We start from the raw sequence: 22,887 nt of genomic DNA on the forward strand, positions 1-22,887 counted from the left end.
CGCCGCCCGGCCGCATGCGATGGGAGGCTTGCGCCGATGAACGCGCTGCCCGACACGTCCACCCTCCCCGCCCTCCCCGCGCTGCTGGGCATGCGCGGCGTGTGCAAGCGTTTCGACAACGTCGTCGCGCTCGCCGATGTCGCGCTGGAGGTCCATCGCGGCGAGGTCCATGCGATCTGCGGCGAGAACGGCGCCGGCAAGTCCACGCTGATGAAGGTGCTCAGCGGCGTGCATGCGCCCGACGACGGCGAGCTGCGCATCGATGGCGAGCCGGTGCGCCTGGAAGGCCTCGCGCATGCGCAGCGCCTGGGCATCGTGATGATCCACCAGGAGCTGAACCTGGTGCCGCAGCTCACGGTGGCCGAGAACATCTGGCTGGGCCGCGAGCCGCGGCGCGGCTGGTTCGTCGACCGGCAGCGCCAGCGGGACGGCGCGCGCGCCTGCCTGGCCCGGCTGGGCGCCGACATCGACCCGGACGCCCTGGTCGCGACGCTGCCCATCGCGCAGCGGCAGCTGGTCGAGATCGCCAAGGCGCTGTCGCTCCAGGCACGGCTGCTGATCATGGACGAGCCGACCTCCTCGCTGGGCGAGGCCGACGCGGCGCGGCTGCTGCAGGTCGTGAGCGAGCTGCGGCGCGAAGGCGTGGGGATCCTCTACATCTCGCACCGGCTCGATGAACTCGAGCGCATCGCCGACCGCGTCACCGTGCTGCGCGACGGCCGGTACATCGCGACCCGCCACTGGCACGAGACCTCGATCGACGAGATCGTCAGCCTGATGGTGGGCCGCGAGCTGCACCAGCAGTTCCCGCCGGCCACGCGGCAGCCGGTCGACGAGGTGCTGCTGCGCGTGCGCGGCCTGCGGCGCCACGGCGTCTTCGGGCCGCTGGACTTCGAGCTGCGGCGCGGCGAGATCCTGGGTTTCGCGGGCCTGGTCGGCGCCGGTCGCACCGAGACCGCCCGCGCGCTCTTCGGGGCCGACCCGCTGGACGGCGGCGAGATCGAGTTCGGCGGACAAGCCCTGGACATCCGCTGCCCGCGCGACGCGATCGACGCCGGCATCGCCTATGTCTCCGAGGACCGCAAGGCCCACGGCCTGGCGGTGGCGATGAGCGTCGCCCACAACATCACGATGGCCAACCTGGGCGCGCTGACCCGCGGGCCCGGCCTCATCGACGCGGCGCGCGAGCGGGAGACCGCCGAGCGCTTCATCCGGCAGCTGCAGATCCGCACGCCCTCGCCGGACCAGGTCGCGCGGCTGCTGTCCGGCGGCAACCAGCAGAAGGTGGTCATCGCCAAGTGGCTGTTCCGCCAGGCGCGGGTGATCGTCTTCGACGAGCCCACGCGCGGCATCGATGTCGGCGCGAAATACGCCATCTATGCGCTGATGGACGAGCTGGCGGCCCAGGGCGTCGGCGTTGTGCTCATCAGCTCCGACCTGCCCGAGATCTTCGGCCTGACCGACCGCATCGCGGTGTTCCGCCAGGGCCGCATCGCCGGCGTGCTGGACACGCGCGGCAGCAGCCAGCAGGACGTGATGCACCTGGCCTCGGTCGGCCCGGCTTCCCCATCCCCAGCGCCGGACGCGGCGCCCGAGACGACTGCCCCATGAACGAACGACAGAAAGACCTGCTCCAGAAGTTCGCCGCGCTGGCCGGCCTGCTGGCGCTCGTGCTGGTGTTCTCGCTGACCAGCAACGCCTTCTTCAGCGTGGGCAACGCGATGACGGTGTCGCTGCAGGTGAGCACCATCGTCTACCTCGGCCTGGGCGCCACGCTGGTCATCCTGACCGGCGGCATCGACCTGTCGGTGGGTTCGGTGCTGGCCCTGTCGGGCGTGACGGCCGGGCTGCTGGTCAAGCAGGGCTTGCCGGTGGCGCCCGCGATGGCCGCCGGCATCGTGGTGGGCGGGCTGTGCGGCGCCGTCAACGGGCTCTGCGTGACGCGGCTGCGCCTGCCGCCCTTCATCGCGACGCTGGGCATGATGCTGGTGGCGCGCGGCCTGGCGCTGCAGCTGACCGACGCGCGCGCCGTCTCTGGCCTGGGCGAGGCCTTCGGCGTGCTGGGCAACGGCGCGCTGTGGCGCATCGAGGAGATCGATGCGCAGGGCTTCCCCAACGTGATCTTTCCCGGCATCCCCTACCCGGTGCTGCTGATGGTGGCGCTGGCGGTGATCGTGGGGCTGCTGCTGCGCCGCACGCTGCTGGGCCGGCACCTGCATGCGGTGGGCTCCAACGCCGAGGCCGCACGCCTGTCGGGCGTCCACGTGGCGCGCGTGGCGATGTTCGCCTACACCTGCTCCGGCGCACTGGCTGGCCTGTGCGGCTGCGTGCTGATGTCGCGCCTGGTGACCGCGCAGCCCAACGAGGGCGTGATGTACGAGCTCGACGCCATCGCCGCCGCGGTCATCGGCGGCACCTCGCTGAGCGGCGGCGTGGGCAGCGTGTCCGGCACCGTCATCGGCGCCTTCGTCATCGGCGTGCTGCGCAACGGCCTGAACATGAACGGCGTGTCGGCGTTCTCGCAGCAGATCATCATCGGCCTGGTCATCCTCCTCACCGTGTGGATCGACCAGCTCCGCAACCGGCGCTGAAGACCGGCGCAGAACACCGGCGCAAGACCGGCACATCCCACCAGGAGACCCGCATGCCCCGCATCCCCTCGTCCCTCGCTCCCTTCACGGTCCGCGCGCTGCGGCGCGCGCTGCTCGGTGCCGGCCTCGCGCTGCTGGGCGCGAGCGCCCAGGCGGGCGAGATCGCCGTCATCGTCAAGACCACCAACTCCAGCTTCTGGCAGAACGTCAACAAGGGCGCCGACGCGGCGATCAAGGAGACCACCGGCCACACGCTGACCTTCTCCGGCCCGGCGTCGGAATCGGCGGTCGCCGACCAGGTCAACCTGGTGGAGAACGCGGTCAACCGCCGCGTCGCGGGCATCGTGCTCGCGCCGTCCGACCCCGATGCGCTGGTGCCGGCCATCAAGCGCGCGTGGGAGGCCCGCATCCCCGTGGTGCTGATCGACTCCCGGGTGTCCGACGCCGGCAAGACCTACTACCAGTCCTTCCTGTCCACGGACAACATCGCGGCGGGCGAGCTCTGCGCCAAGGCGCTGATCGCGCGCGTCGGCACCACCGGCAAGGTGGCGCTCATGTCCTACGTGGCCGGCGCGGGCTCGGAGGCGGACCGTGTCGGCGGCTTCAAGCGCTACCTGCAGGCCCACTCGAAGCTGGAGATCGTCGGCCCGTACTACTCGCAGTCGCAGATGGCCACCGCGATGAACCAGACCACCGACGTGCTGGCGGCCCATCGCGACCTCAAGGCCCTGTTCGGCGCGAACGAGCCGACCGCGGTCGGCATGGGCCGCGCGCTGGTGCAGAGCGGTCGCGCCGGCCAGGTGGTGGCCATCGGTTTCGACGGCAACCAGGACCTGCAGAAGTTCGTCCAGGACGGCACGCTGGAGGGCATCGCGGTGCAGAGCTCGTTCCGCATGGGCTACCTGGGCGTCAAGACCGTGGACGAGTTGCTGCAGCGCAAGCCGGTGCCCAAGTTCCGCGACACCGGCGTGGTCTGGGTCAACAAGACCAACCTGCAATCGCCCGAGGCCCGGGCGGTCCTCTACTGATGAGCGTCGTGCCTTCGTCCCTGGCGCCCCCGCCCCTCGCCGACCGCGCGGCCGCCGTCATGCCCGCACCGGACCGTCCCTTGCGCCAGGCCCTGCGCGCGTGTCCGCTGGGCCTGGGCGCCGCCGCGCTGGCGGGGCTCTACGACGCGGTCGACGAGGCCACGGCCGCCGCAACGCTGCAGGCCGCCTGGGACGCCGGCCTGCGCTGCATCGACACCGCGCCGTTCTACGGCTACACGCGCAGCGAGCACCGCGTCGGCGCCTTCCTGGCCGGACGGCCGCGCGACGGGCTGGTGCTCTCGACCAAGGTGGGGCGCCTGCTGCGGCCCGACGCGAGCGTGCAGCCCGGCAGCGACGGCTGGGCCGATCCGCTGCCCTTCCGCCCCGTCTTCGACTACAGCTACGACGGCGTGATGCGCTCGTTCGAGGACAGCCTGGCGCGCCTGGGCGGCGCGCGCATCGACCTGCTGCTGGTGCATGACATCGGCCGCGCCACCCACGGCCAGCAGCACGGGCGCCACTGGCGCGCGCTCACCCAGGGCCGGGGCTTTCGCGCGCTCGAGTCGCTGCGCGACCAGGGCGCGGTGCAGGCCATCGGGCTGGGGGTGAATGAATGGGAGGTGGCCTGGGATGCGCTGTCGGCCGCGCCGATCGACTGCGTGCTGCTGGCCGGCCGCTACACGCTGCTGGAACAGGGGGCGCTCGGTTTCATGGACCGCTGCGTGGCGGACGGCGTGGACGTCCTCATTGGCGGGCCGTTCAACTCCGGGCTGCTGGCGGGCCAGGCCAGGTACGACTACGGCGCCGTGCCGGCGGCGGTGCGCGAGCGCGCCGAGGCGCTGGCCGCCGTCTGCGCCGAATTCGAGGTGCCCCTGCCGGCGGCCGCGCTGCAGTTCCCGCTGGCCCATCCGGCGGTGGCGAACGTGCTGTCGGGCATGCGTTCGCCGGACCAGGTGCGGCGCAACGTCGACTGGATGCGGCAGCCGATTCCCGGCGCGCTGTGGCACGCCTTGCGCGATCGCGGCCTGATCCATGCCGGCGTGCCGCTGCCGGACGAACCGGGGGCGGGCTGACATGCGGGTCGATGCCCACCAGCATTTCTGGCGCCTCGCCGACCGCGAGGGGCAATGGCCGCCGCCGTCGCTGGCGGCCATCCACCGGGACTTCGGCCCGGAGGACCTCGAGCCGCAACTGCGCGCCTGCGGCATCGACGCGACGGTGCTGGTGCAGTCGCTGCCCAGCGTCGAGGACACGCGCTGGATGCTGTCCGTCGCGGCGCGGACGCCCTGGGTGCGCGGCGTGGTCGGCTGGGTCGACTTCAAGGCGACCGACGCCGCGGCGCAGATCGACGAGCTGGCGCGCGACCCCGCGCTCAGGGGCCTGCGACCGATGCTGCAGGACCTGCCGCGGGACGACTGGATCGACGATCCGGCCTGCGCGCCCGCGGCCGCCGCGATGCAGCGGCACGACCTGGTCTTCGACGCGCTGGTGCTGCCGCGCCAGCTTCCCGCGCTGGGCCGCTTCGCCCGGCGCCATCCCGGCCTGCGCCTGGTCGTCGACCATGCCGCCAAGCCCTTCATCGCGCGCGGCGAGCTCGAGCCCTGGCGCACCGACCTCGCCGCGCTGGCCGCCCTGCCCCAGGTCCACTGCAAGGTCTCCGGCCTGCTGACCGAGGCGGGAGACCGCCTCCATGACGCGGCGCTGCGGCCCTACATGCAGGCGCTGTGGGAGCTCTTCGGTCCGCGCCGGCTGCTGTGGGGCAGCGACTGGCCCGTGCTGCGCCTGGCCGCGGACTACGCGCCCTGGTGGCACCAGGCGCAGCGCCTGGCCAGCCAGCTCCACCCCGCACCGGCCGCCGCCGACCTGGATGCCCTGTTTGGCGGCAATGCCGCCGCCCTCTACCGCCTCACGCCATGCTGACCGTCCTCTGCGAATCCCCGGGCACCCTTGCCGTCCACCATCGTCCCAAGCCGCAACGCCAGACCGGCGAGGTGCTGCTGCGCGTCCGCCGCGTGGGCGTGTGCGGGACCGACCTCCACATCTTCACCGGCCACCAGCCCTACCTCGCCTACCCGCGGGTCATGGGGCATGAACTGTCCGGCGTGGTCGAGGAGGCGGATCCCGACAGCGGCCTGCAGCCCGGCGACACCGTGTATGCGATGCCCTACCTGTCCTGCGGCCGCTGCCGGGCCTGCCGCCAGGGCAAGTCCAACTGCTGCGTGCAGATGCAGGTGCTGGGCGTGCATCGCGACGGCGCCTTCACCGAGTACCTCTGCCTGCCCCGCCGCTTCGTCGGCAAGGCGGACGGCCTCACGCTGGACCAGGCCGCGATGGTGGAGTTCCTGGCCGTCGGGGCGCACGCGGTGCGTCGCGGCGAGGTCGGCGCCGGACAGCGCGTGCTGGTGGTGGGCGCCGGTCCGATCGGGCTGGGCGCGATGCTGTTCGCCGCCCTGCGCGGCGCCACCGTGGTGGCGCTGGACAGCCGGCGGGACCGGCTCGAGGTCGCGCGCGCCCACGCCGGCATCGCGGCCGCGGTGCCGCTGGGCGACGGCGACGAGGCCGAACTCGCGCGGCTGACCGACGGCGAGTTCTTCGACGTGGTGTTCGACGCCAGCGGCAATCCGCAGGCGATGGAGCGCGGCTTCCGTTTCATCGCGCATGGCGGCCGCTACGTGCTGCTGTCCATCGTGCAGGGCGACATCCGCTTCTCCGATCCGGAGTTCCACAAGCGCGAGGCCACGCTGCTCAGCAGCCGCAACGCCACGATGGAGGACTTCGACACCGTGATCGCCGCGATGCGCGCGGGCCAGGTGCCGCATGCCGCGCTGGCGACGCATCGCCTGGCGCTGGGCGACCTGCCGGCGCGCTTCCCCGACCTGCTCGATCCCGGGCAAGGCGTGATCAAGGCGCTGGTCGAATGCTGAGCCCTGGCCTGGACGGTGCGCCGCCGATCCTTCAATTCGGCACCGGGCGCTTCCTGCAGGCCCATGTGGACCTGCTCGTCAGCGAGGCGGCGGAGACCGGCGACGCGCTGGGCGGCATCACCGTGGTGCAGAGCACCGACCATCCGGCCAGCACCCGCCGCGCGCGGGAACTGGCCCGCGCGCAGGGGTTTCCCGTCGTGCTGCGCGGTCTGGTCGGCGGCGTGCCGGTGGAGATGCAGCGCACCTGCCGCTCGGTGCGCGAGGTCCTGCATGCCGCCGCCGACTGGCCCGCGGTGCGCGAGCGCGTGCGCGGACCGGTGCGAGTGATCGTGTCCAACACCGGCGACGAGGGCTGGGCGCTGTCGCTGCGCGACGGCCCGGCGCTGCTGGCCGACGCGGCGCCCGCGCCCGAGGCCTTCCCGGCCCGGCTGCTGGTGCTGCTGCACGACCGCTGGCAGGCGGCCCCGGACGCCGGGCTGACGCTGCTGCCCTGCGAGCTGGTCTCGCGCAACGGCGCCGTCCTGGGCGACCTGGTGGTGGCCCTGGCGCGGTCCTGGCACTGCCCGCCGGCCTTCATCGACTGGCTGCTCGGCCACGTCGTCTGGGCCAGCTCGCTGGTCGACCGCATCGTGGCCCAGGCGCTGGAGCCGGTCGGCGCGGTGGCCGAGCCCTATGCGCTGTGGGCCGTGCAGGCCCAGCCGGGCCTGCAGCTGCCGTGCCGGCACCCGGCGCTCATCGTGACCGAGGACCTCGCGCGCCATGAACGACTCAAGCTCTTCCTGCTGAACCTGGGCCACACGATGCTGGCGGAGCTCTGGCGCGTCCTCGACCGGGCGCCGGACATGACGGTGCGGCAGGCCATGGAAGACCCCGCGCTGCGCCAGCCGCTCGAGGACACCTGGCAGGAGGAGGTGCTGCCGGTGCTGGCGGCGCTCGGGCAAGGCGAGGAGGCGCTCGTCTACCTGGACGGCTTGCGCGACCGCTTGCTGAACCCCTTCCTCGAGCACCGGCTCGCCGACATCGCGCAGCACCACGCGAGCAAGAAGGCCCGCCGCCTGCTGCCGGTGGTCGAGCTGGCGCGGCGGCATGTGCCGGCGCTGTCCCAGTCGCGGCTGCGGACCGCCCTCAGGACCTCGTGATCAAGGAGCAGGACATGGAACGCATGGGCATGGTGATCGGCATCGCGCCGGAGCACATCGCCGAATACAAGCGCCTGCACGCGGCCGTCTGGCCGGCGGTGCTGGCCCGGCTGGCGGCGTCGAACGTGCGCAACTACAGCATCTTCCTGCGCGAGCCGGAGCACCTGCTGTTCGGCTACTGGGAGTACCACGGCAGCGACTACGCGGCCGACATGGCCGCGATCGCCGCCGATCCCGAGACGCAGCGCTGGTGGACCTTCTGCGGGCCCTGCCAGCGGCCGCTGGACAGCCGGGCCGAGGGCGAGCACTGGGCCGCGATGGAGCAGGTGTTCCATGTCGACTGAATCACCGGGCGAAGGCGCCGCCGCGGATCCGGGGCCCCTGCCGGCCTCGGCGCTGATCGTCCTGCATCCGGACGACAACATCGCGGTCGCGCGGTTCGCGCTGCCCGCCGGCGCACGCATCGCCGGCCTCCAAGGGGGCACGCTGCCAGTGCTGGCGCCGATCGAGGCCGGGCACAAGGTCGCGCTGCGCGCGATCGGGCGCGGCGAGCTGGTGCTCAAGTACGGCCAGCCCATCGGCCTGGCCAGCGCGCCGATCGAGCCCGGCGCCCACGTGCATGGGCACAACCTCGAGATGGCCGAGGTGATGCCGCCGCGAGCGGCGGCGCAGGCCGCGGACGCCGCGGCTGCCGTGATGCCCGTCGACTCGGCGGCGACCTTCGAGGGCTACCGGCGCGCGGATGGCCGCGTCGGCACCCGCAACTACATCGGCGTCATCGCGTCGGTGAACTGCTCCGCGACCGTCTGCAAGGCGATCGCGCAGGTCTTCCAGGGGCCGGGCCTGCCGGCGGGCGTGGACGGCGTGGTGGCCATCACCCACGGCAGCGGCTGCGGCATGAGCGCGGAGGGCGACGGCCTGGTGCTGCTGCAGCGGACGCTGCGCGGTTATGCGGCGCATCCCAACTTCGCCGCCGTGCTGCTGGTCGGCCTGGGCTGCGAGGTCAACCAGATCGAGCCGCTCGTCCAGGCGCTGCCGGCGGCCACCCGCGAACGCCTGCGCCTGCTGACCATCCAGGAGGCCGGCGGCACCCGGGAAGCCGTCGAGCAAGGCCAGGCGCTGGTGCGCGAGCTCGCCGAGCAGGCGGGGCTGGCGCGCCGCAGCACGGTGCCGATGTCGGCGCTGGTGGTGGGGCTGCAGTGCGGCGGGTCGGATGGTTACTCGGGCATCAGCGCCAATCCCGCGCTGGGCGCCGCGGTCGACCTGCTGGTGCGCCATGGCGGCACCGCCCTGCTGTCGGAGACGCCGGAGATCCATGGCGCCGAACACCTGCTGACCGCGCGGGCCGCGTCGCCCGAGGTCGCCCGGCGACTGCTGGACCGCCTGCAGTGGTGGGAGCAGTACGCGGCGCGCCATGGCGCGCGGCTGGACAACAACCCCTCGCCCGGCAACAAGGCGGGCGGCATCACCACCATCCTGGAGAAGTCGCTGGGCGCGGTCGCCAAGGGCGGCGGCAGCCCGCTGAACGACGTGATCGAGTACGCCGAGCCGGTCCGCGCGCGCGGGCTGGTCTTCATGGACACGCCGGGCTACGACCCGGTGTCGGCGACGGGTCAGGTCGCGGGCGGCGCCACGCTGATCTGCTTCACGACCGGCCGCGGCTCGACCTACGGCTGCAAGCCGACGCCCTCGCTGAAGCTGGCCACGACCACCGCGCTGTTCGAACGCATGCGCCTGGACATGGACTTCAATGCCGGCGGCATCGTCGACGGCACGCAGACCGTGGCCGAGGCTGGCGCGGCGCTCTTCGAGCTGATGCGCGAAACCGCCTCGGGCCGCCGCACGCTCAGCGAGGAACACGGCCTGGGCGACAACGAGTTCGTGCCCTGGCAGCTCGGGGCGGTGATGTGAGCGCCGCGGCTCAGAGCATCAGGGCGCCGCGCGACGGGATCTCCGCGGCATCGCCGGTCCAGCGCGCATGCGAGGCGATCAGGTGACGGCAGATCGCCGCCGACGCGGCCTGCGGGTCGCGGGCCTCCAGCGCCTGGTAGATGGCCTCGTGCTCGGCCAGCGCGTCCTTCCAGGTGTCGTTCGACTCGATCTGGCCGCTCATGTGCAACGACAGCGGGCTGTGGCGGCCATCGAAGAGCGATCCGACCATGTCGACGAGGACCGAATTGCCGCTCATCTCCGCGATGCTCAGGTGGAAGCGGCGGTCGGCCTCCACCGGCTTGAGCCCGCTGGCCAGTTCGGCGCGCATCGCGTCCAGGGCTTCCTGCACGCGTTGCAGTCCCGCCTTGGTGACGCGGGCCGCGGCCAGCGTGATCACGGCGCTCTCCAGCACCAGCCGCGCATGCATCAGCTCCGCCGGGCTGTCGCCCAGGGACGGCGTCCCGTTGTCCTCCAGCGGGTGGACGCTGGTCACATAGACGCCGGAGCCGCCGCGGATCTCGATCCGGCCTTCGATCTCCAGCGCGATCAGCGCCTCGCGCAGCGAGGGTCGCGACACCCCCAGCTGCAGCGCCAGTTCCCGCTCCGCCGGCAGGCGCGCCCCGGCGGAAAAGCCGCCGGTCTCGATGAGGGACCGGATGCGGTCGGCAACCAACTGGTATTGCCGGCGGGTCTCGCCGCCGCGGTGTGGCATGGCCATGCTCTTCCCAACGCTCTCAAGTGGACTGACCAATGGTAGCGCTCTCAAGCGGCCTCCCGATTCGGCGGCTCTCCAAGAACCCAGGCGTCAAGCGCCATGAGAAGAGACAGATGACGCAGTTGCTTTCCCTCGCGGCGCTGAGCTGCACCCTCCTGACCACGGCGGCCCCGGCCCAGACCGCCCCGACCGCGCCGGCGCAGGCGCGCCTCGATCTCGGCCAGGCCGCCGCCGGCCCGGCGATCGAACCCGCCGTCTACGGCCATTTCGTCGAGCACATGGGCACCGGCGTCTATGGCGGCCTCTGGGTCGGCCCGGAGTCCCCCATTCCCAACACCCGGGGCTGGCGCAATGACGTCGTGCAGGCGCTGAGACAGGTCGGCATCCCGGTGATGCGCTGGCCGGGCGGCTGCTTCGCCGACGACTACGACTGGCGCGACGGCATCGGCGATCCGGCGAAACGGCCGGTCCGGGTCAACCGCTGGTGGGGCGGCACGGAAAGCAACCGCGTCGGCACCCACGAGTTCATGGACCTGGTCGAGCAGCTCGGCAGCGAGGCCTACCTCGCCGGCAACATGGGCTCGATGCCGCCGCGCGCGCTGAGCCAGTGGCTGGAGTACATGACCGCCGACGGCGCCTCCACGCTGGCCGAGGAGCGCCGCCGCAACGGCCGCGAGCAGCCGTGGAAGGTCAAGTACGTCGGCGTCGGCAACGAGAGCTGGGGCTGCGGCGGCAACATGCGCGGCGAGTACCAGTCCGACCTGCACAACCGCTACGCCACCTTCCTGAACCAGGTGGTGCGCGTGGCCTCCGGCGATGGGGAAGGCAACGACCAACTGGTCGAGGTGCTGATGGCGCGTTCGAGCAAGCACATGGACGCGTTCACGCTGCATTACTACACGATGCCCGGAGACTGGTCCGCCAAGGGCGCGGCGACCGGATTCGACGCCACCGCCTGGGCGCGCACGCTGAAGTCGGCCATGGGCATCGAGGGCCGCATCGCCGCCGTCTCCCGCATCATGGACAAGCATGACCCGACGCGTCGCATCGGCCTGTATGTCGACGAATGGGGCAGCTGGTACGACACGCCGCCCGGCGCGCCGGCGCTGCACCAGCAGAACTCGCTGCGCGACGCGCTGATCGCGGCGCTCAGCTTCAATGTCTTCCATCGCCACACCGACCGGGTCCGGATGGCCAACATCGCGCAGATGGTCAACGTGCTGCAGGCCATGGTGCTGACCGACGGCCCGTCCATGGTGCTCACGCCGACCTATCACGCCTTCGACCTGTACCGGCCGTTCCGCGGCGCGACGCCGCTGCGCGCCACGCTGACGACGCCCCGCTTCCGCATCGACGACGTCGAGCTGCCGGCGGTGGACGTCAGCGCGGCCCGCACGCCGGACGGCCAGGTCGTCCTGGCCCTCGTCAATCTGGATCCGAAGCAGCCGGCGAAGCTCGCCACCGGCCTGAAGCGCGCGGCGCACGGCCGGCTGCTGACCGCCACCGCGATCGATGCCCACAACACCGTGGCGCAGCCCCGTGCGGTGGTGCCGGTCCCGTTCGATGCGCAGCCCGGCAAGGACGGCCTGACGCTGATGCTGCCGCCGGCTTCGATCGCCGTCGTCACGCTGTCGGCTGCGCCCTGACCGCCACCGGAGGCCGGACCCGCCCGCCGGTCCTGACGCGCGGGCCGGTCGTCGCCGCGCCGCAAGGCGCTTCAGTCGGACACGCCGACCCAGCGGTCATGGGCCGCGAACAGGTGACGGCACATCGCCGCCGAGGCCGCCTGCGGATCGCGCGACTCGAGCGCGCGCAGGATGGCCTCGTGCTCGTCCAGCGCGTCCCGCCACGGCGGGGTCACCGACTCGATGCGGCCGCTCATGCGGGTGGAGATCGCGCCGTGGCGCCCGTCGAACAGGGTTCCCACCACGCCGGCCAGGACCAGATTGCCGCTCATCTCGGCGATGCTCACGTGAAAGCGCCGATCCGCCTCGACCGGCTTGCGCCCCGCGGCGACATCGGCCCGCATCGCCTCGAGCGCGTCGCGGACGCGATCCAGCGAGGCCTTGTCGACCCGCGCCGCCGCCAGCGTGACCACCGCGCTTTCCACCACCACCCGCGCGTGCATCAGCTCCGCGGGGCTTTCCCCGAGTGTCGGCGTCGCGCCGAGCTCCTCCGGCGCGGCGCAGACATAGACGCCGGAGCCGCCCCGGATCTCGATCCGGCCCTCGATCTCGAGCGCGATCAGCGCCTCGCGCAAGGAAGGACGCGACACGCCGAGCTGCTGGGCGAGCTCGCGTTCCCCCGGCAGCCTCGCGCCGGCGAGGTAGGCCCCATCGCGGATCAGCACGCGGACCCGGTCGGCCACGACCTGGTATTGCCGGCGGACCTCGCCGCCGTACGGATGTTGTGCCATGGCTCCCTGCGCGCGAAAACGCGACTCCTGTCCTTGTGGGCCTTTTATAGGGGGAGCCCTCGCCCCCGAGGAACAGGGTATCTACCGGTCTGACCAACAAAACATCATGGCAAAGTGGTAATACCAAAAATTGGGCGAGGCCATCGTGGCGTTGGCATCGCCCGCGCGAGGCTGCGCGCGTGCGTCGGCGCCGGCTTGCGAAAGAGGAGAAGCAGATGGTCCAACGCATCGTGATCGTGGGCGGCGGCGCCGCCGGCTGGATGACCGCCGCCGCGCTGGCGTCGAGTCGGCAGGGGCGCTGGTCGGTGACGCTGGTCGAGTCCGAGGAGATCGGCATCATCGGCGTCGGCGAGGCGACCTTCCCCTCGATCCGCGCCTTCAACGAGCGCATCGGCATCGACGAGGCGGAGTTCCTGCACGCCACCCACGGCAGCTACAAGCTGGGCATCGAGTTCCGCGACTGGCACAGCATCGGCGATCGCTATTTCCACACCTTCGGCAACTTCGGCAGCCTGCTCGGCCCCTACATGCTGTGGGGCCAGTACCGGCGCGCGGCCGATGCCTCGCTGGGCGAGCTCGGCGAGCAATGCCTGCCCACGGCGATGGCGATGCAGGGCCGCTTCGTGGTGCCCGACGAGGACGGCGGCGCGCCCTACAAGTACGCCTACCACTTCGACGCGATGCTGTATGCGGCCTTCCTGCGCGAGTGGTCGATGCGCCGGGGCGCACGGCGCATCGAGGGCCGCATCGTCGAGGTGCTCCGGCGCGAGGACGGCGACGTCGAGCGGCTGCGCCTGGCCGACGGCCGCGAGGTCGAGGGCGACCTGTTCATCGACTGCTCGGGCTTCGCCTCGCTGCTGCTGGGGCGCGCGCTGAAGGAGCCCTTCGTCGATTTCAGCCACTGGCTGCCGGTCGACGGCGCCTGGGCCTGCCCCTGCGAGCGCGTCGGCGAGGCGCTGACGCCCTACACCCGCGCCACCGCGCTGGAGGGCGGCTGGGCGTGGCGCATCCCGCTGCAGAGCCGCACCGGCCATGGCCACGTCTTCAGCAGCCGGTACATCGACCCGGACGCCGCGCGCGCGCAGCTGATGGCGCAGCTCGACGGCAAGCCGCTGGCGGAGCCGCGGCTGCTGCGCTTCAGCACCGGTCACCGCGAGCGCTTCTGGGTCCGCAATGTCGTGGCGCTCGGGCTCTCCTCGGGTTTCCTGGAGCCGCTGGAGTCCACCAGCATCTTCCTCATCCAGACCAACCTGGCCCACCTGATGACGCTGCTCGAAGCGAAGGCGCCGATCGACGAGGCGGCGATCGACGCGTTCAACGCGCGCGGCACGCGCGAGTTCCGCCGCATCCGCGACTTCATCCTCCTGCACTACTGCCTCACCGCGCGCCGCGACAGCGCGCTCTGGCGCGACATGGCGACGATGGAGCTACCCGACACCCTGGCCTACAAGATCGAGCTCTGGCGCCATCACGGCGTGCTGCACCAGCAGCAGGACGAGGGCTTCGACGAGACCAGCTGGCTCGCGATCCACGCCGGCATGCGGCATTGGCCGCAGCGGACCGACCCGGTCCTGGAGGAACTGCCGCTGGACCACGCCCGCGACATCCTGCGGCAGCGTCGCGAGGCCATCGCCCGCGCCGTCGCGCCGCTGCCCCCGCATCACGCCTACCTCGCCAGGCTCATGAACCTGGCGCAAGGCGCCGGAAGATCCCCTCGATGACCACGCCGATCCCCTGTTTCCGCCCCGTGACCACGCTGCCCGTCCTGGCCATCGCGCTGTGCGCCGCCCTGCTCGCGCCGCTGGCGCGCGCGGCGACCGCCGCCGTCCCCGCGACGGCCACGGCCGCGGCGAGCGAGCGCTCCAGCGAGCTCATCAACCGCGACTGGACCTTCACGCTCGGCGACCCGGCCGATGGCCAGGCCGTCGACCGCGACACGGCGGACTGGCGCCGCGTGGACCTGCCGCATTCGTTCTCCGAGCCCTACTTCCTGGGCACCGGCTTCTATGTCGGCCATGGCTGGTACCGCAAGCAGCTGACGCTGCCCGCCTCTGTCGCCGGCCGGCGGGTCTCGCTGGAGTTCGACGGCGTCTTCCAGGACGCCGAAATCTTCGTCAACGGCCAGCGCGCCGGCCGGCACGTCGGCGGCTACACCGGCTTCAGCATCGACATCACCCCGTTCGCGACACCGGGGGCCAACCTGGTCGCCGTGCGGGTGAACAACGAATGGAACGCGCGGGTCGCGCCTCGCGCCGGCGAGCATGTGTTCTCCGGCGGCATCTATCGCAACGTGCGGCTGGTCATCACCAACCCCATCCATGTCGCGTGGTACGGCACCTTCGTCACCACGCCGCAGGTGTCGGACGAACGCGCCACCGTGCGCGTGCAGACCGAGGTGCGCAACGACCGCCCCCGCGCCGCGGCCCGGGTCGCGCTGGTGTCCGAAGTGCTCGACGCCACCGGCCGGCGCGTGGCCTCGCGGCGCAGCGAGCGCAGCGTGCCCGCCGCCACCACCGTCACCTACGACCAGACGATGCCCGCGATCCCGACCCCGCGGCTGTGGTCCCCCGACCATCCGCATCTCTACCGCATGATCAGCCGCCTGTACGTCGACGGTCGGCCGGTCGATCGCTTCGAGACGCCCTTCGGCATCCGCAGCCTCAGGTTCACCGCCGACCGCGGCTTTTTCCTCAATGGCAAGCACCTCTACCTGGTCGGCGCCAACGTGCACCAGGACCAGGCCGGCTGGGGCGACGGCGTGACCGACGGCGCCGCGCGCCGCGACGTCCGGATGATCAAGGACGCCGGCTTCAACTTCATCCGCGGCTCGCATTACCCGCACTCGCCAGCCTTCACGCAGGCGACCGACGAACTGGGCCTGCTGTTCTGGTCGGAGGCGCCCTTCTGGGGCATCGGCGGCTTCGGCGCCGATGGCAACTGGCTGTCCAGCGCCTATCCGCCGGACCCGGCCGATCGCCCCGCCTTCGAGGCCAGCGTGCTGCAGCAGGTCCAGGAGATGGTGCGCATCCACCGCAACCGGCCGTCGGTCTTCCTCTGGAGCGCCAGCAACGAGCCCTTCTTCACCAAGGGCGAGGCGATGCCGGCGATGCGCGACTTCCTGCGGCGCGAGGTGGCCTTCTTCCACCGCATCGATCCGACGCGCCCCGTGGCCATCGGCGGCGCCCAGCGCGGCGAGATCGACAAGCTCGGCGACGTGGCCGGCTACAACGGCGATGGCGCCACGCTCTTCCTCGATCCGGGCGTGCCGTCCATCGTGTCGGAGTACGGGTCCACGATGGTCGACCGCCCGGGGGAGTACGAGCCCGGTTTCGGCCTGATGCCCGAGACGCCGGACCAGAAGGCCAAGGCCGGCGCCGCGCCGAGCGCCCCGGGCTCGCCCACCTACGCCTGGCGCTACCCGTGGCGCTCGGGCGAGGCGCTGTGGGCCGGTTTCGACCATGGCTCCATCGCCTCCATCGAGTTCGGCTCGATGGGCTTCATCGACTACTTCCGCCTGCCCAAGCGGCAGTACCACTGGTATCGCAACGCCTACGCCGGCGTGCCGCCGCCGGTCTGGCCGGTCGACGGCAAGCCCGCGCAACTGCACCTGGCGGCCAGCCAGACCGTCATCCACGGCACCCAAGGCCTGGACGACGCGCAGCTGGTGGTGTCGGTGCAGGACGAGGCGGGCCGCGCGCTGAGCAATTCACCGGACGTGACGCTGACCATCGTGAGCGGTCCGGGCAAGTTCCCGACGGGCCGCAGCATCCGCTTCAGCCACCAGTCCCTGGTCGCCATCCGCGACGGCCAGGCCGCGATCAGCTTCCGGTCCTACTTCGCCGGGCGCAGCGTCATCGAAGCGAGCTCGCCCGGCCTGAAGCCGGCGCGCATCGAGATCACAACCACCGGGCCCGATCCCTTCATCCCGGGGCAATCGCCGCTGGCGCCGGACCAGCCGGTCATCGCCTATCCGCCAGTCACGCGCAAGGCCTTCGAGGGCGACCCGATCAACGTGACCATCAGCCGGCCGACCTCGACCAGCGGCTCCGCGCCCGGCCACGAGGCGCCGCTGGCCAACGACGACCAGCTGCAGACCGCGTGGCGCGCGGCCGCGAAGGACGGTCCGGCGTTCTGGGCCGTGGACCTGGAGAACCTGTACACGCTGCACTGGCTGTCGGTGATCCTGCCCGATGACCGGGCGCCCGACTTCGTCGTCGAGATCAGCAACAACGCCAGCGACTGGCGCCAGGTCGGCGAGGCCAAGGCCGGTCGGAAGAGCTATGAGTTCGCACTGTTCGAGCCGGTGGTCGCCGCGCGCTTCCTGCGCATCCGCTTCCCCGCCGTCACGCCCGACCATCCCGCCGCGCTCAGCGAAGTGCGGGTGATCGGCAAGCCGGCCAACTGACGATCGAGCCCTCGCCAGGCCCTGCCGGCCTCGCGAGGTCCCACCACCGGACGGCGCGATCGACAGCGCCTCCCGAGTCCCTCTTCCTCATGAGACCCTCACTGCTCACCTCCTGGCTGCTCGCGCTGGCGATGCTCGTGATCGCCGGCCCCGCCGCGGCCGACGATGTCCGGCAACGCGTGCGCATCGATGACGGCTGGCGCTTCGCGCTGGGCCACGCCTGGGACCCGGCTCAGGACTTCGACCATGGCACGCGTGCCTTCTTCTTCGCCAAGGCCGGCTTCGGCGACGGGCCCGCCGCGGCGGACTTCGACGACCGGCCGTGGCGCCGCGTCGACCTGCCGCACGACTGGGCGGTGGAACTGCCGTTCAGCGAGCGCGGCAGCTCGCCCCATGGCTCGAAGGCGATCGGCCGCGCGTTCCCCGAGAACAGCATCGGCTGGTACCGGCGCGAGCTGGCCATCCCGGCGTCGGCGCAGGGTCGGCGCATCGCGCTGGAGTTCGACGGCGTCTTCCGCGACAGCGTCGTCTGGATCAACGGGCACTACCTGCGGCGCGAGGCCAGTGGCTACTCGAGCTTCCGGGTGGACCTCACCGACTACCTGAACTACGGCGGCCGCAATGTCGTCGCCGTGCGGGTGGACGCCACCACGCAGGAGGGCTGGTGGTACGAGGGCGCGGGCCTCTATCGCCATGTCTGGCTCAGCCAGACCGACCCGCTGCATGTGGACCACTGGGGCACCTTCGTGCGCTCGACCGTCGCGGGACAGCGGGCCGAAGTCGCCGTCGACACCACGGTGCGCAACGACGGCAAGGGCGCGGCCTCGTTCACGCTGGAACATGAACTGCGCGACCCGGACGGCCGCGTCGTCGCGCGCACCGCCGTGCCGGCGCGCCAGGTGGCCGCCGATACCGCCGTCACGAGCGGCGCGACGCTGCGGGTGGCCATGCCGCGGCTGTGGTCGCTGGAGACGCCGCAGCGCTACACCCTGACGACGCGAGTGCGCCGCGACGGCCGGGTCGTCGATCGCTACGACACGCCCTTCGGCATCCGCTCGATCCGCTTCGACGCCGACCAGGGCTTCTTCCTCAACGGCCGCCCCGTCAAGCTGCATGGCGCCAACAACCACCAGGACCATGCCGGCATCGGCATCGCGCTGCCGGACGCCATGCACGACGCGCGGCTGCGGATGCTCAAGGCCATGGGCGTCAACGCCATCCGCTCGGCCCACCATCCGGCCACGCCGGAGCTGCTGGACGCCTGCGACCGCCTGGGCATCCTCGTCATCGACGAGCACCGCATGATGGGCACCGCGCCGCAGATCCGCGACGAGCTCGAGCGCATGGTGCGGCGCGACCGCAACCATCCGTCCATCATCCTGTGGTCGGTGGGCAACGAGGAATGGGCGATCGAGAACACCGAGATCGGCACGCGCCTGGCGCGGGAGATGCAGGCCATCGTGGCGCGCCTGGATCCCACCCGCCCGGCGACGCTGGCGGCGTCCAGCTCGGGCCAGCCGGAGGGCACCTCGGTCGGCTCGCAGGTGATCGGCTTCAACTACAAGGGCCAGCACGACATCGACGCGATGCACCGCCGCTTCCCCCAGCGGCCGATGGTCGTGACCGAGGAGGGCCTGACCTACGCCACCCGCGGCGTCTACGCCGACGACGCGGCGCGGGTGCAGGTCGCCGCCTATGACCGGCGCTCGGGCGGCGCGTCGACCTCGACCATCGAGGAGGCCTGGCGTTTCAATGCCGAGCGGCCCTTCCTGGCCGGCATGTTCGTCTGGACCGGCTTCGACTACCGCGGCGAGACCACGCCCTTCGGTTGGCCGGCCATCTCGTCCCAGTTCGGGATGATGGACACGACCGGCGCGCTGAAGGACAGCGGCTACTACCTGAAGGCCGCCTGGACCACCGAGCCGATGGTCCACCTGCTGCCGCACTGGAACTGGCCGGGCCGCGAAGGCCAGCCGATCGACGTGCGGGTCTACGGGAACACCGACGAGGTGGAGCTGCTGCTCAACGGTCGCTCGCTGGGCCGCAAGACGCTGCAGCGCTACGGGCACCTGCAGTGGAGCGTGCCCTACGAGCCGGGCACGCTGGTGGCGCGCGGCTACAGGCGCGGCGAATGGGTCGCCTCCGACACCGTGGCCACCACCGGCGACGGCGCGGCGGTGCGCTTGACGGTGGACCGCGCGAAGATCCGCGCCGATGGCACCGACGTGGCGCTGGTCACGGTCAACGTGGTCGACCGCGAGGGCCGGGTCGTGCCCACGGCCGGGCAGCGGATCGACTTCGAAGTCGACGGCGCCGCGAGGCTGATCGGCATGGGCAACGGCGATCCGGGTTCGCACGAGGCCGACAAGCCGACCGAGCGCCATCGCTTCGTGCCGCTCACCGAATGGCGGCATCGCGGCATCGAGCGGCCGGAGGACGCCGCCGCGCTGATCGCGGACACCGGCGCGACGGGCTGGCGCGAGCCCTTCGGATGGGTGCCGCCCGAGCAGCAGCCCGCCGACCGCGCCTGGAACCTCGTGCGCGCCAGTTTCCCGCGCCCGACCACGGCGGCGGGTGAGCGGTCAACGCTGTTCATCGGCGACCTGGGCGCCGGCCAGTTGGTCTACGTGAACGGCCGGGCCGTGACGCCGAGGCTCGAGCAGGGCCTCGGCGTGGTGGACCTGGATCCTGCGCAGCTGCGCGACCGCAACACGCTCGCCCTGGTCTTCCCCACGCCGGCCGGCGGCCTGCGCGCGATGACCGACAACGCGCAAGGCGGCAAGCGCTGGGTCACCTTGCGGGCGACGACGCCGGCCGCGCCGTGGCAGCGCCGGGTCTTCAACGGGCAGGCGCAGGTGATCCTGCAGTCCACCGGCGCGAGCGGCCCAGCCACGCTGCGCGCGCGCGGCGAGGGGCTGCCGACCGCGACCTTGACCCTCGACGCCTTCTGAAACGACATGCCTGCTGAAACACCCCTGCCTGCAGCCTCGACGGATTGGCGTCGGCGCGCGATGTCGGTCCTGGCCTCGCCCCTGACCACAGTGCTGGCGACGTCGTTGGCCGCGTCGCTGGCATGCGCGTCGACCACCGGCGTCGCGGCCGCCCCCACCGCGTCCCCGCTCGCGGACGCACCGCCGCCCGCCGCCACCGGTGCGCCGCCGAGCCCCTCGATGCAACGGGCGCAGGCGCTGGTGGCGCGGATGACGCTGGCCGAGAAGGCGAGCCAACTGCAGCACGAGTCGCCGGGCATTCCGCGGCTCGGCATCCCGGCCTACAACTGGTGGAGCGAAGGCCTGCACGGCGTCGCGCGCGCCGACGTGGCGACGGTGTTCCCCCAGGCCATCGGCCTGGCGGCGACCTGGGACACGCCGCTCGTGCAGCGCGTGGGCGAAGTCATCGGCATCGAGTTCCGCGCCAAGTTCCGGGGCACCGTCGGTGCCGACGGCTCGTCCGGCCTGTACCGCGGCCTGACGGTGTGGTCGCCCAACGTCAACATCTTCCGGGACCCCCGCTGGGGCCGCGGCCAGGAGACCTATGGCGAGGACCCCGCGCTGACCGCGCGCATGGGCGTGGCCTTCATCCAGGGGCTGCAGGGACCGGACCCGCGGCATCCGCGCGTGTCCGCGGCGGTGAAGCACTTCGCGGTGCACAGCGGCCCCGAGGCCGATCGCCACAAGGAGGACGTGCGGGTCTCGCCGCGCGACCTGGTGGACACCTACCTGCCGGCCTTCCATGCGGCGGTCACCGAAGGCCGCGCGGAATCGGTGATGTGCGCCTACAACGCGGTCGACGGCGTGCCCGCGTGCGCCAGCGAGCCGCTGCTGCGGCAGCGGCTGCGCGAGGAATGGAAGTTCCAGGGGCATGTGGTGTCGGACTGCGGCGCGGTGGCCGACATCCACCAGGACAGCGCCCACCACCATGTGAAGACGCCCGAGGCCGCCGTGGCCCTGGCGGTGCGCGCCGGCACCGACCTGATCTGCGACTTCGGCGGCAACAGCACCGCCTCGCCCACCACCACCGTGGCGGCCGTGCGGCAGGGCCTGCTGGCCGAGGCCGACCTCGACCGGGCGCTGCATCGGCTGTTCGACGTGCGCTTGCGCCTGGGCCTGCTCGACCCGCCTGGGCAAGGGCCCTTCGCCGGGATCACGGCGGACGAGTTCGACACGCCCGCGCATCGCGCGCTCAACCTGGAGACGGCCCGTCGCTCGCTGGTCCTGCTGAAGAACGATGGGCTGCTGCCATTGAAGACGCCGCCCCGGCGCATCGCGGTGATCGGCCCCAACGCCGACAGCGTCGACGCGCTGGTGGGCAACTACAACGGGACGCCGTCCCGGCCGGTCACGCTGCTGGCCGGTCTGAAGGCCCGCTATCCGGACGCCCGGATCGACTTCGTCGAAGGCACGGGCTGGGTGGCGCCGCCGCTGGAAGACCTGCCGGCCGAGCGGCTGTGTGCCGACGCCGCCTGCACCCGCCCCGGCCTGAGCTTCGAGCGCTTCGCCAATCTCCAGCTCGAGGGCCCGCCGATCTCGTCGACGGTCGAGGCGCAAGCCCGCTTCCGATGGGGCTGGCCGGATGCGCATGACCGCCAGGAATCGGCGCGCTGGAGCGGCTTCGTGCGCGCCGCCGAGAGCGGCGAGCATCTGTTCCGGCTGAAGGGGAACCGGGGCTACCGCGTCTGGATCGACGGCGAACGGGTGGTGGACCTGTGGGACATCGCCTGGCCCACCAGCACCCGCGGCGTGCAGCTCGAGGCGGGGCGGACCTACGCCCTGCGCGTGGAGGCGCTGCAGACCGGCTGGGAAGGCGAGCAGCGCCTGCAGTGGAGCCGGCCCGGCGCCAGCGACGAGGCCGCCCTGGCCGCCGCGCGCGAGGCCGACCTGGTGGTCTTCGCCAGCGGCTTGACCTGGGAGTTCGAGGGCGAGGAGATGACGGTGCTGGCGCCCGGCTTCGCGGGCGGGGACCGCACCCGGATCGATCTGCCGGCACCCCAGCAGAAGCTGCTGGAGCGCCTGGCCGGCCTGGGCCGCCCGCTGGTGCTGGTGAACTTCAGCGGCAGCGCCATGGCCTTCGGCGCCGCGACATCGCAGGCCGTGGCCATCGTGCAGGCCTGGTATCCGGGCGGCGAAGGCGGCCAGGCGGTGGCGGAGCTGCTGGCCGGCGACTTCAGTCCGTCCGGCCGGCTGCCGGTCACCTTCTACCGGTCCGCCGAGCAACTGCCGCCCTTCAAGGAGTACGGCATGCAGGGGCGCACCTACCGCTGGTTCAAGGGCGAGCCGCTGTTCCCCTTCGGCCACGGGCTGGGCTACGCGCGCTTCAGCTATGCACAGGCCCGGCTCGCGAGCCCCCGGGTCCAGGCCGGGCAAGGCACGCGGCTGTCGGTGCTGTTGAAGAACGAGAGCGGACGCGAGGCGGCCGAGGTCGTCCAGGTCTATGCCCGGCGCCCCGGTGCCCTCGCGCCGGAACGCACGCTGGTGGCCTTCCGGCGGGTCGTGCTGCGCGGCGGCGAATCGCGCCGGCTCAGCTTCGATCTGGACGCCAAGGCGATGAGCGTCGTGCAGTCCGATGGACAGCGCGTCGTGGAGGACGGGCCGGTGTGGCTGTGGATCGGCGGAGGACAACCGGTGCCGGCGATCACCGGCGTGCGCGCGCCGGGTCGGGCCTTGACCCTGCAGGTCACCGGCCGCGCGCGACTGCCGGCGTTCTGAGCGGGCGTCGCACCGGTCCACGGCGTTACGCT

Annotated in this window: 16 protein-coding genes; 14 read left to right on the forward strand and 2 right to left on the reverse strand. The window is 72.2% G+C overall.

Annotation, left to right across the window (positions count from 1 at the left end; genetic code table 11):
- Positions 1-36 precede the first annotated feature (36 nt).
- The 9 genes from BM393_RS10220 to BM393_RS10260 are packed head-to-tail and all read left to right on the forward strand — an operon-like array spanning position 37 to position 9,593.
- Positions 37-1,611: a sugar ABC transporter ATP-binding protein gene (locus tag BM393_RS10220; RefSeq protein WP_091724661.1), complete on the forward strand. Its 1,575-nt coding sequence runs from the start codon at positions 37-39 to the stop codon at positions 1,609-1,611.
- Positions 1,608-2,591: an ABC transporter permease gene (locus BM393_RS10225; RefSeq protein WP_091724662.1), complete on the forward strand. Its 984-nt coding sequence runs from the start codon at positions 1,608-1,610 to the stop codon at positions 2,589-2,591. Before BM393_RS10220 ends, BM393_RS10225 begins: the two co-directional genes overlap by 4 nt.
- 53 nt (positions 2,592-2,644) lie before the next feature.
- A complete protein-coding gene (locus BM393_RS10230) occupies positions 2,645-3,619 on the forward strand; it encodes an ABC transporter substrate-binding protein (protein ID WP_091724663.1) in 975 nt (324 codons plus the stop codon).
- 59 nt (positions 3,620-3,678) lie between these two features.
- On the forward strand, positions 3,679-4,692 hold the full coding sequence (locus BM393_RS10235; protein ID WP_091725308.1) for an aldo/keto reductase: 1,014 nt from the start codon (positions 3,679-3,681) through the stop codon (positions 4,690-4,692).
- A 1-nt stretch (position 4,693) separates the two neighbouring features.
- Positions 4,694-5,539, forward strand: a complete 846-nt coding sequence (locus tag BM393_RS10240) for an amidohydrolase (RefSeq protein ID WP_091724664.1) — start codon at positions 4,694-4,696, stop codon at positions 5,537-5,539.
- Positions 5,533-6,543, forward strand: a complete 1,011-nt coding sequence (locus BM393_RS10245) for a zinc-binding alcohol dehydrogenase family protein (protein WP_091724665.1) — start codon at positions 5,533-5,535, stop codon at positions 6,541-6,543. Before BM393_RS10240 ends, BM393_RS10245 begins: the two co-directional genes overlap by 7 nt.
- Positions 6,537-7,682 carry a D-mannonate oxidoreductase gene (locus BM393_RS10250; RefSeq protein ID WP_091724666.1) on the forward strand — a complete coding sequence of 382 codons (1,146 nt, stop codon included), beginning with the start codon at positions 6,537-6,539 and terminating at the stop codon, positions 7,680-7,682. The genes BM393_RS10245 and BM393_RS10250 overlap by 7 nt, the downstream gene beginning before the upstream one ends.
- Before the next feature lie 14 nt (positions 7,683-7,696).
- Positions 7,697-8,026, forward strand: a complete 330-nt coding sequence (locus BM393_RS10255) for an L-rhamnose mutarotase (protein WP_091725310.1) — start codon at positions 7,697-7,699, stop codon at positions 8,024-8,026.
- Positions 8,016-9,593: a UxaA family hydrolase gene (locus BM393_RS10260; RefSeq protein WP_091724667.1), complete on the forward strand. Its 1,578-nt coding sequence runs from the start codon at positions 8,016-8,018 to the stop codon at positions 9,591-9,593. Before BM393_RS10255 ends, BM393_RS10260 begins: the two co-directional genes overlap by 11 nt.
- A gap of 10 nt (positions 9,594-9,603) precedes the next feature.
- Here the strand turns inward: BM393_RS10260 and BM393_RS10265 are convergent, their stop codons facing one another.
- Positions 9,604-10,326, reverse strand: coding sequence for a FadR/GntR family transcriptional regulator (locus BM393_RS10265; protein WP_254783331.1), 723 nt, complete (start codon positions 10,324-10,326; stop codon positions 9,604-9,606).
- A gap of 116 nt (positions 10,327-10,442) precedes the next feature.
- Here BM393_RS10265 and BM393_RS10270 point away from each other — a divergent pair, with 116 nt between their 5' ends.
- Positions 10,443-11,975, forward strand: a complete 1,533-nt coding sequence (locus tag BM393_RS10270; RefSeq protein WP_091724669.1) for an alpha-N-arabinofuranosidase — start codon at positions 10,443-10,445, stop codon at positions 11,973-11,975.
- A gap of 71 nt (positions 11,976-12,046) precedes the next feature.
- On the opposite strand, the gene BM393_RS10275 is transcribed toward BM393_RS10270, so the two are convergent.
- Entirely contained in the window at positions 12,047-12,745 is a 699-nt protein-coding gene (locus tag BM393_RS10275) for a FadR/GntR family transcriptional regulator (protein ID WP_091724670.1), read from the reverse strand.
- A 215-nt stretch (positions 12,746-12,960) separates the two neighbouring features.
- Here BM393_RS10275 and BM393_RS10280 point away from each other — a divergent pair, with 215 nt between their 5' ends.
- From BM393_RS10280 to BM393_RS10295, 4 genes are all read left to right on the forward strand, one after another.
- On the forward strand, positions 12,961-14,466 hold the full coding sequence (locus tag BM393_RS10280; protein ID WP_091724671.1) for a tryptophan halogenase family protein: 1,506 nt from the start codon (positions 12,961-12,963) through the stop codon (positions 14,464-14,466).
- Positions 14,467-14,492: 26 nt separating this feature from the next.
- On the forward strand, positions 14,493-17,150 hold the full coding sequence (locus tag BM393_RS10285; protein WP_217648411.1) for a glycoside hydrolase family 2 TIM barrel-domain containing protein: 2,658 nt from the start codon (positions 14,493-14,495) through the stop codon (positions 17,148-17,150).
- Between the two features lie 89 nt (positions 17,151-17,239).
- Positions 17,240-20,101, forward strand: a complete 2,862-nt coding sequence (gene galA, locus BM393_RS10290) for a beta-galactosidase GalA (RefSeq protein WP_091724673.1) — start codon at positions 17,240-17,242, stop codon at positions 20,099-20,101.
- A 219-nt stretch (positions 20,102-20,320) separates the two neighbouring features.
- Positions 20,321-22,855, forward strand: a complete 2,535-nt coding sequence (locus BM393_RS10295) for a glycoside hydrolase family 3 C-terminal domain-containing protein (protein ID WP_217648412.1) — start codon at positions 20,321-20,323, stop codon at positions 22,853-22,855.
- Positions 22,856-22,887 lie beyond the last annotated feature (32 nt).

It is taken from the genome of Mitsuaria sp. PDC51 (genome assembly GCF_900113225.1).
Classification (GTDB): domain Bacteria; phylum Pseudomonadota; class Gammaproteobacteria; order Burkholderiales; family Burkholderiaceae_C; genus Roseateles.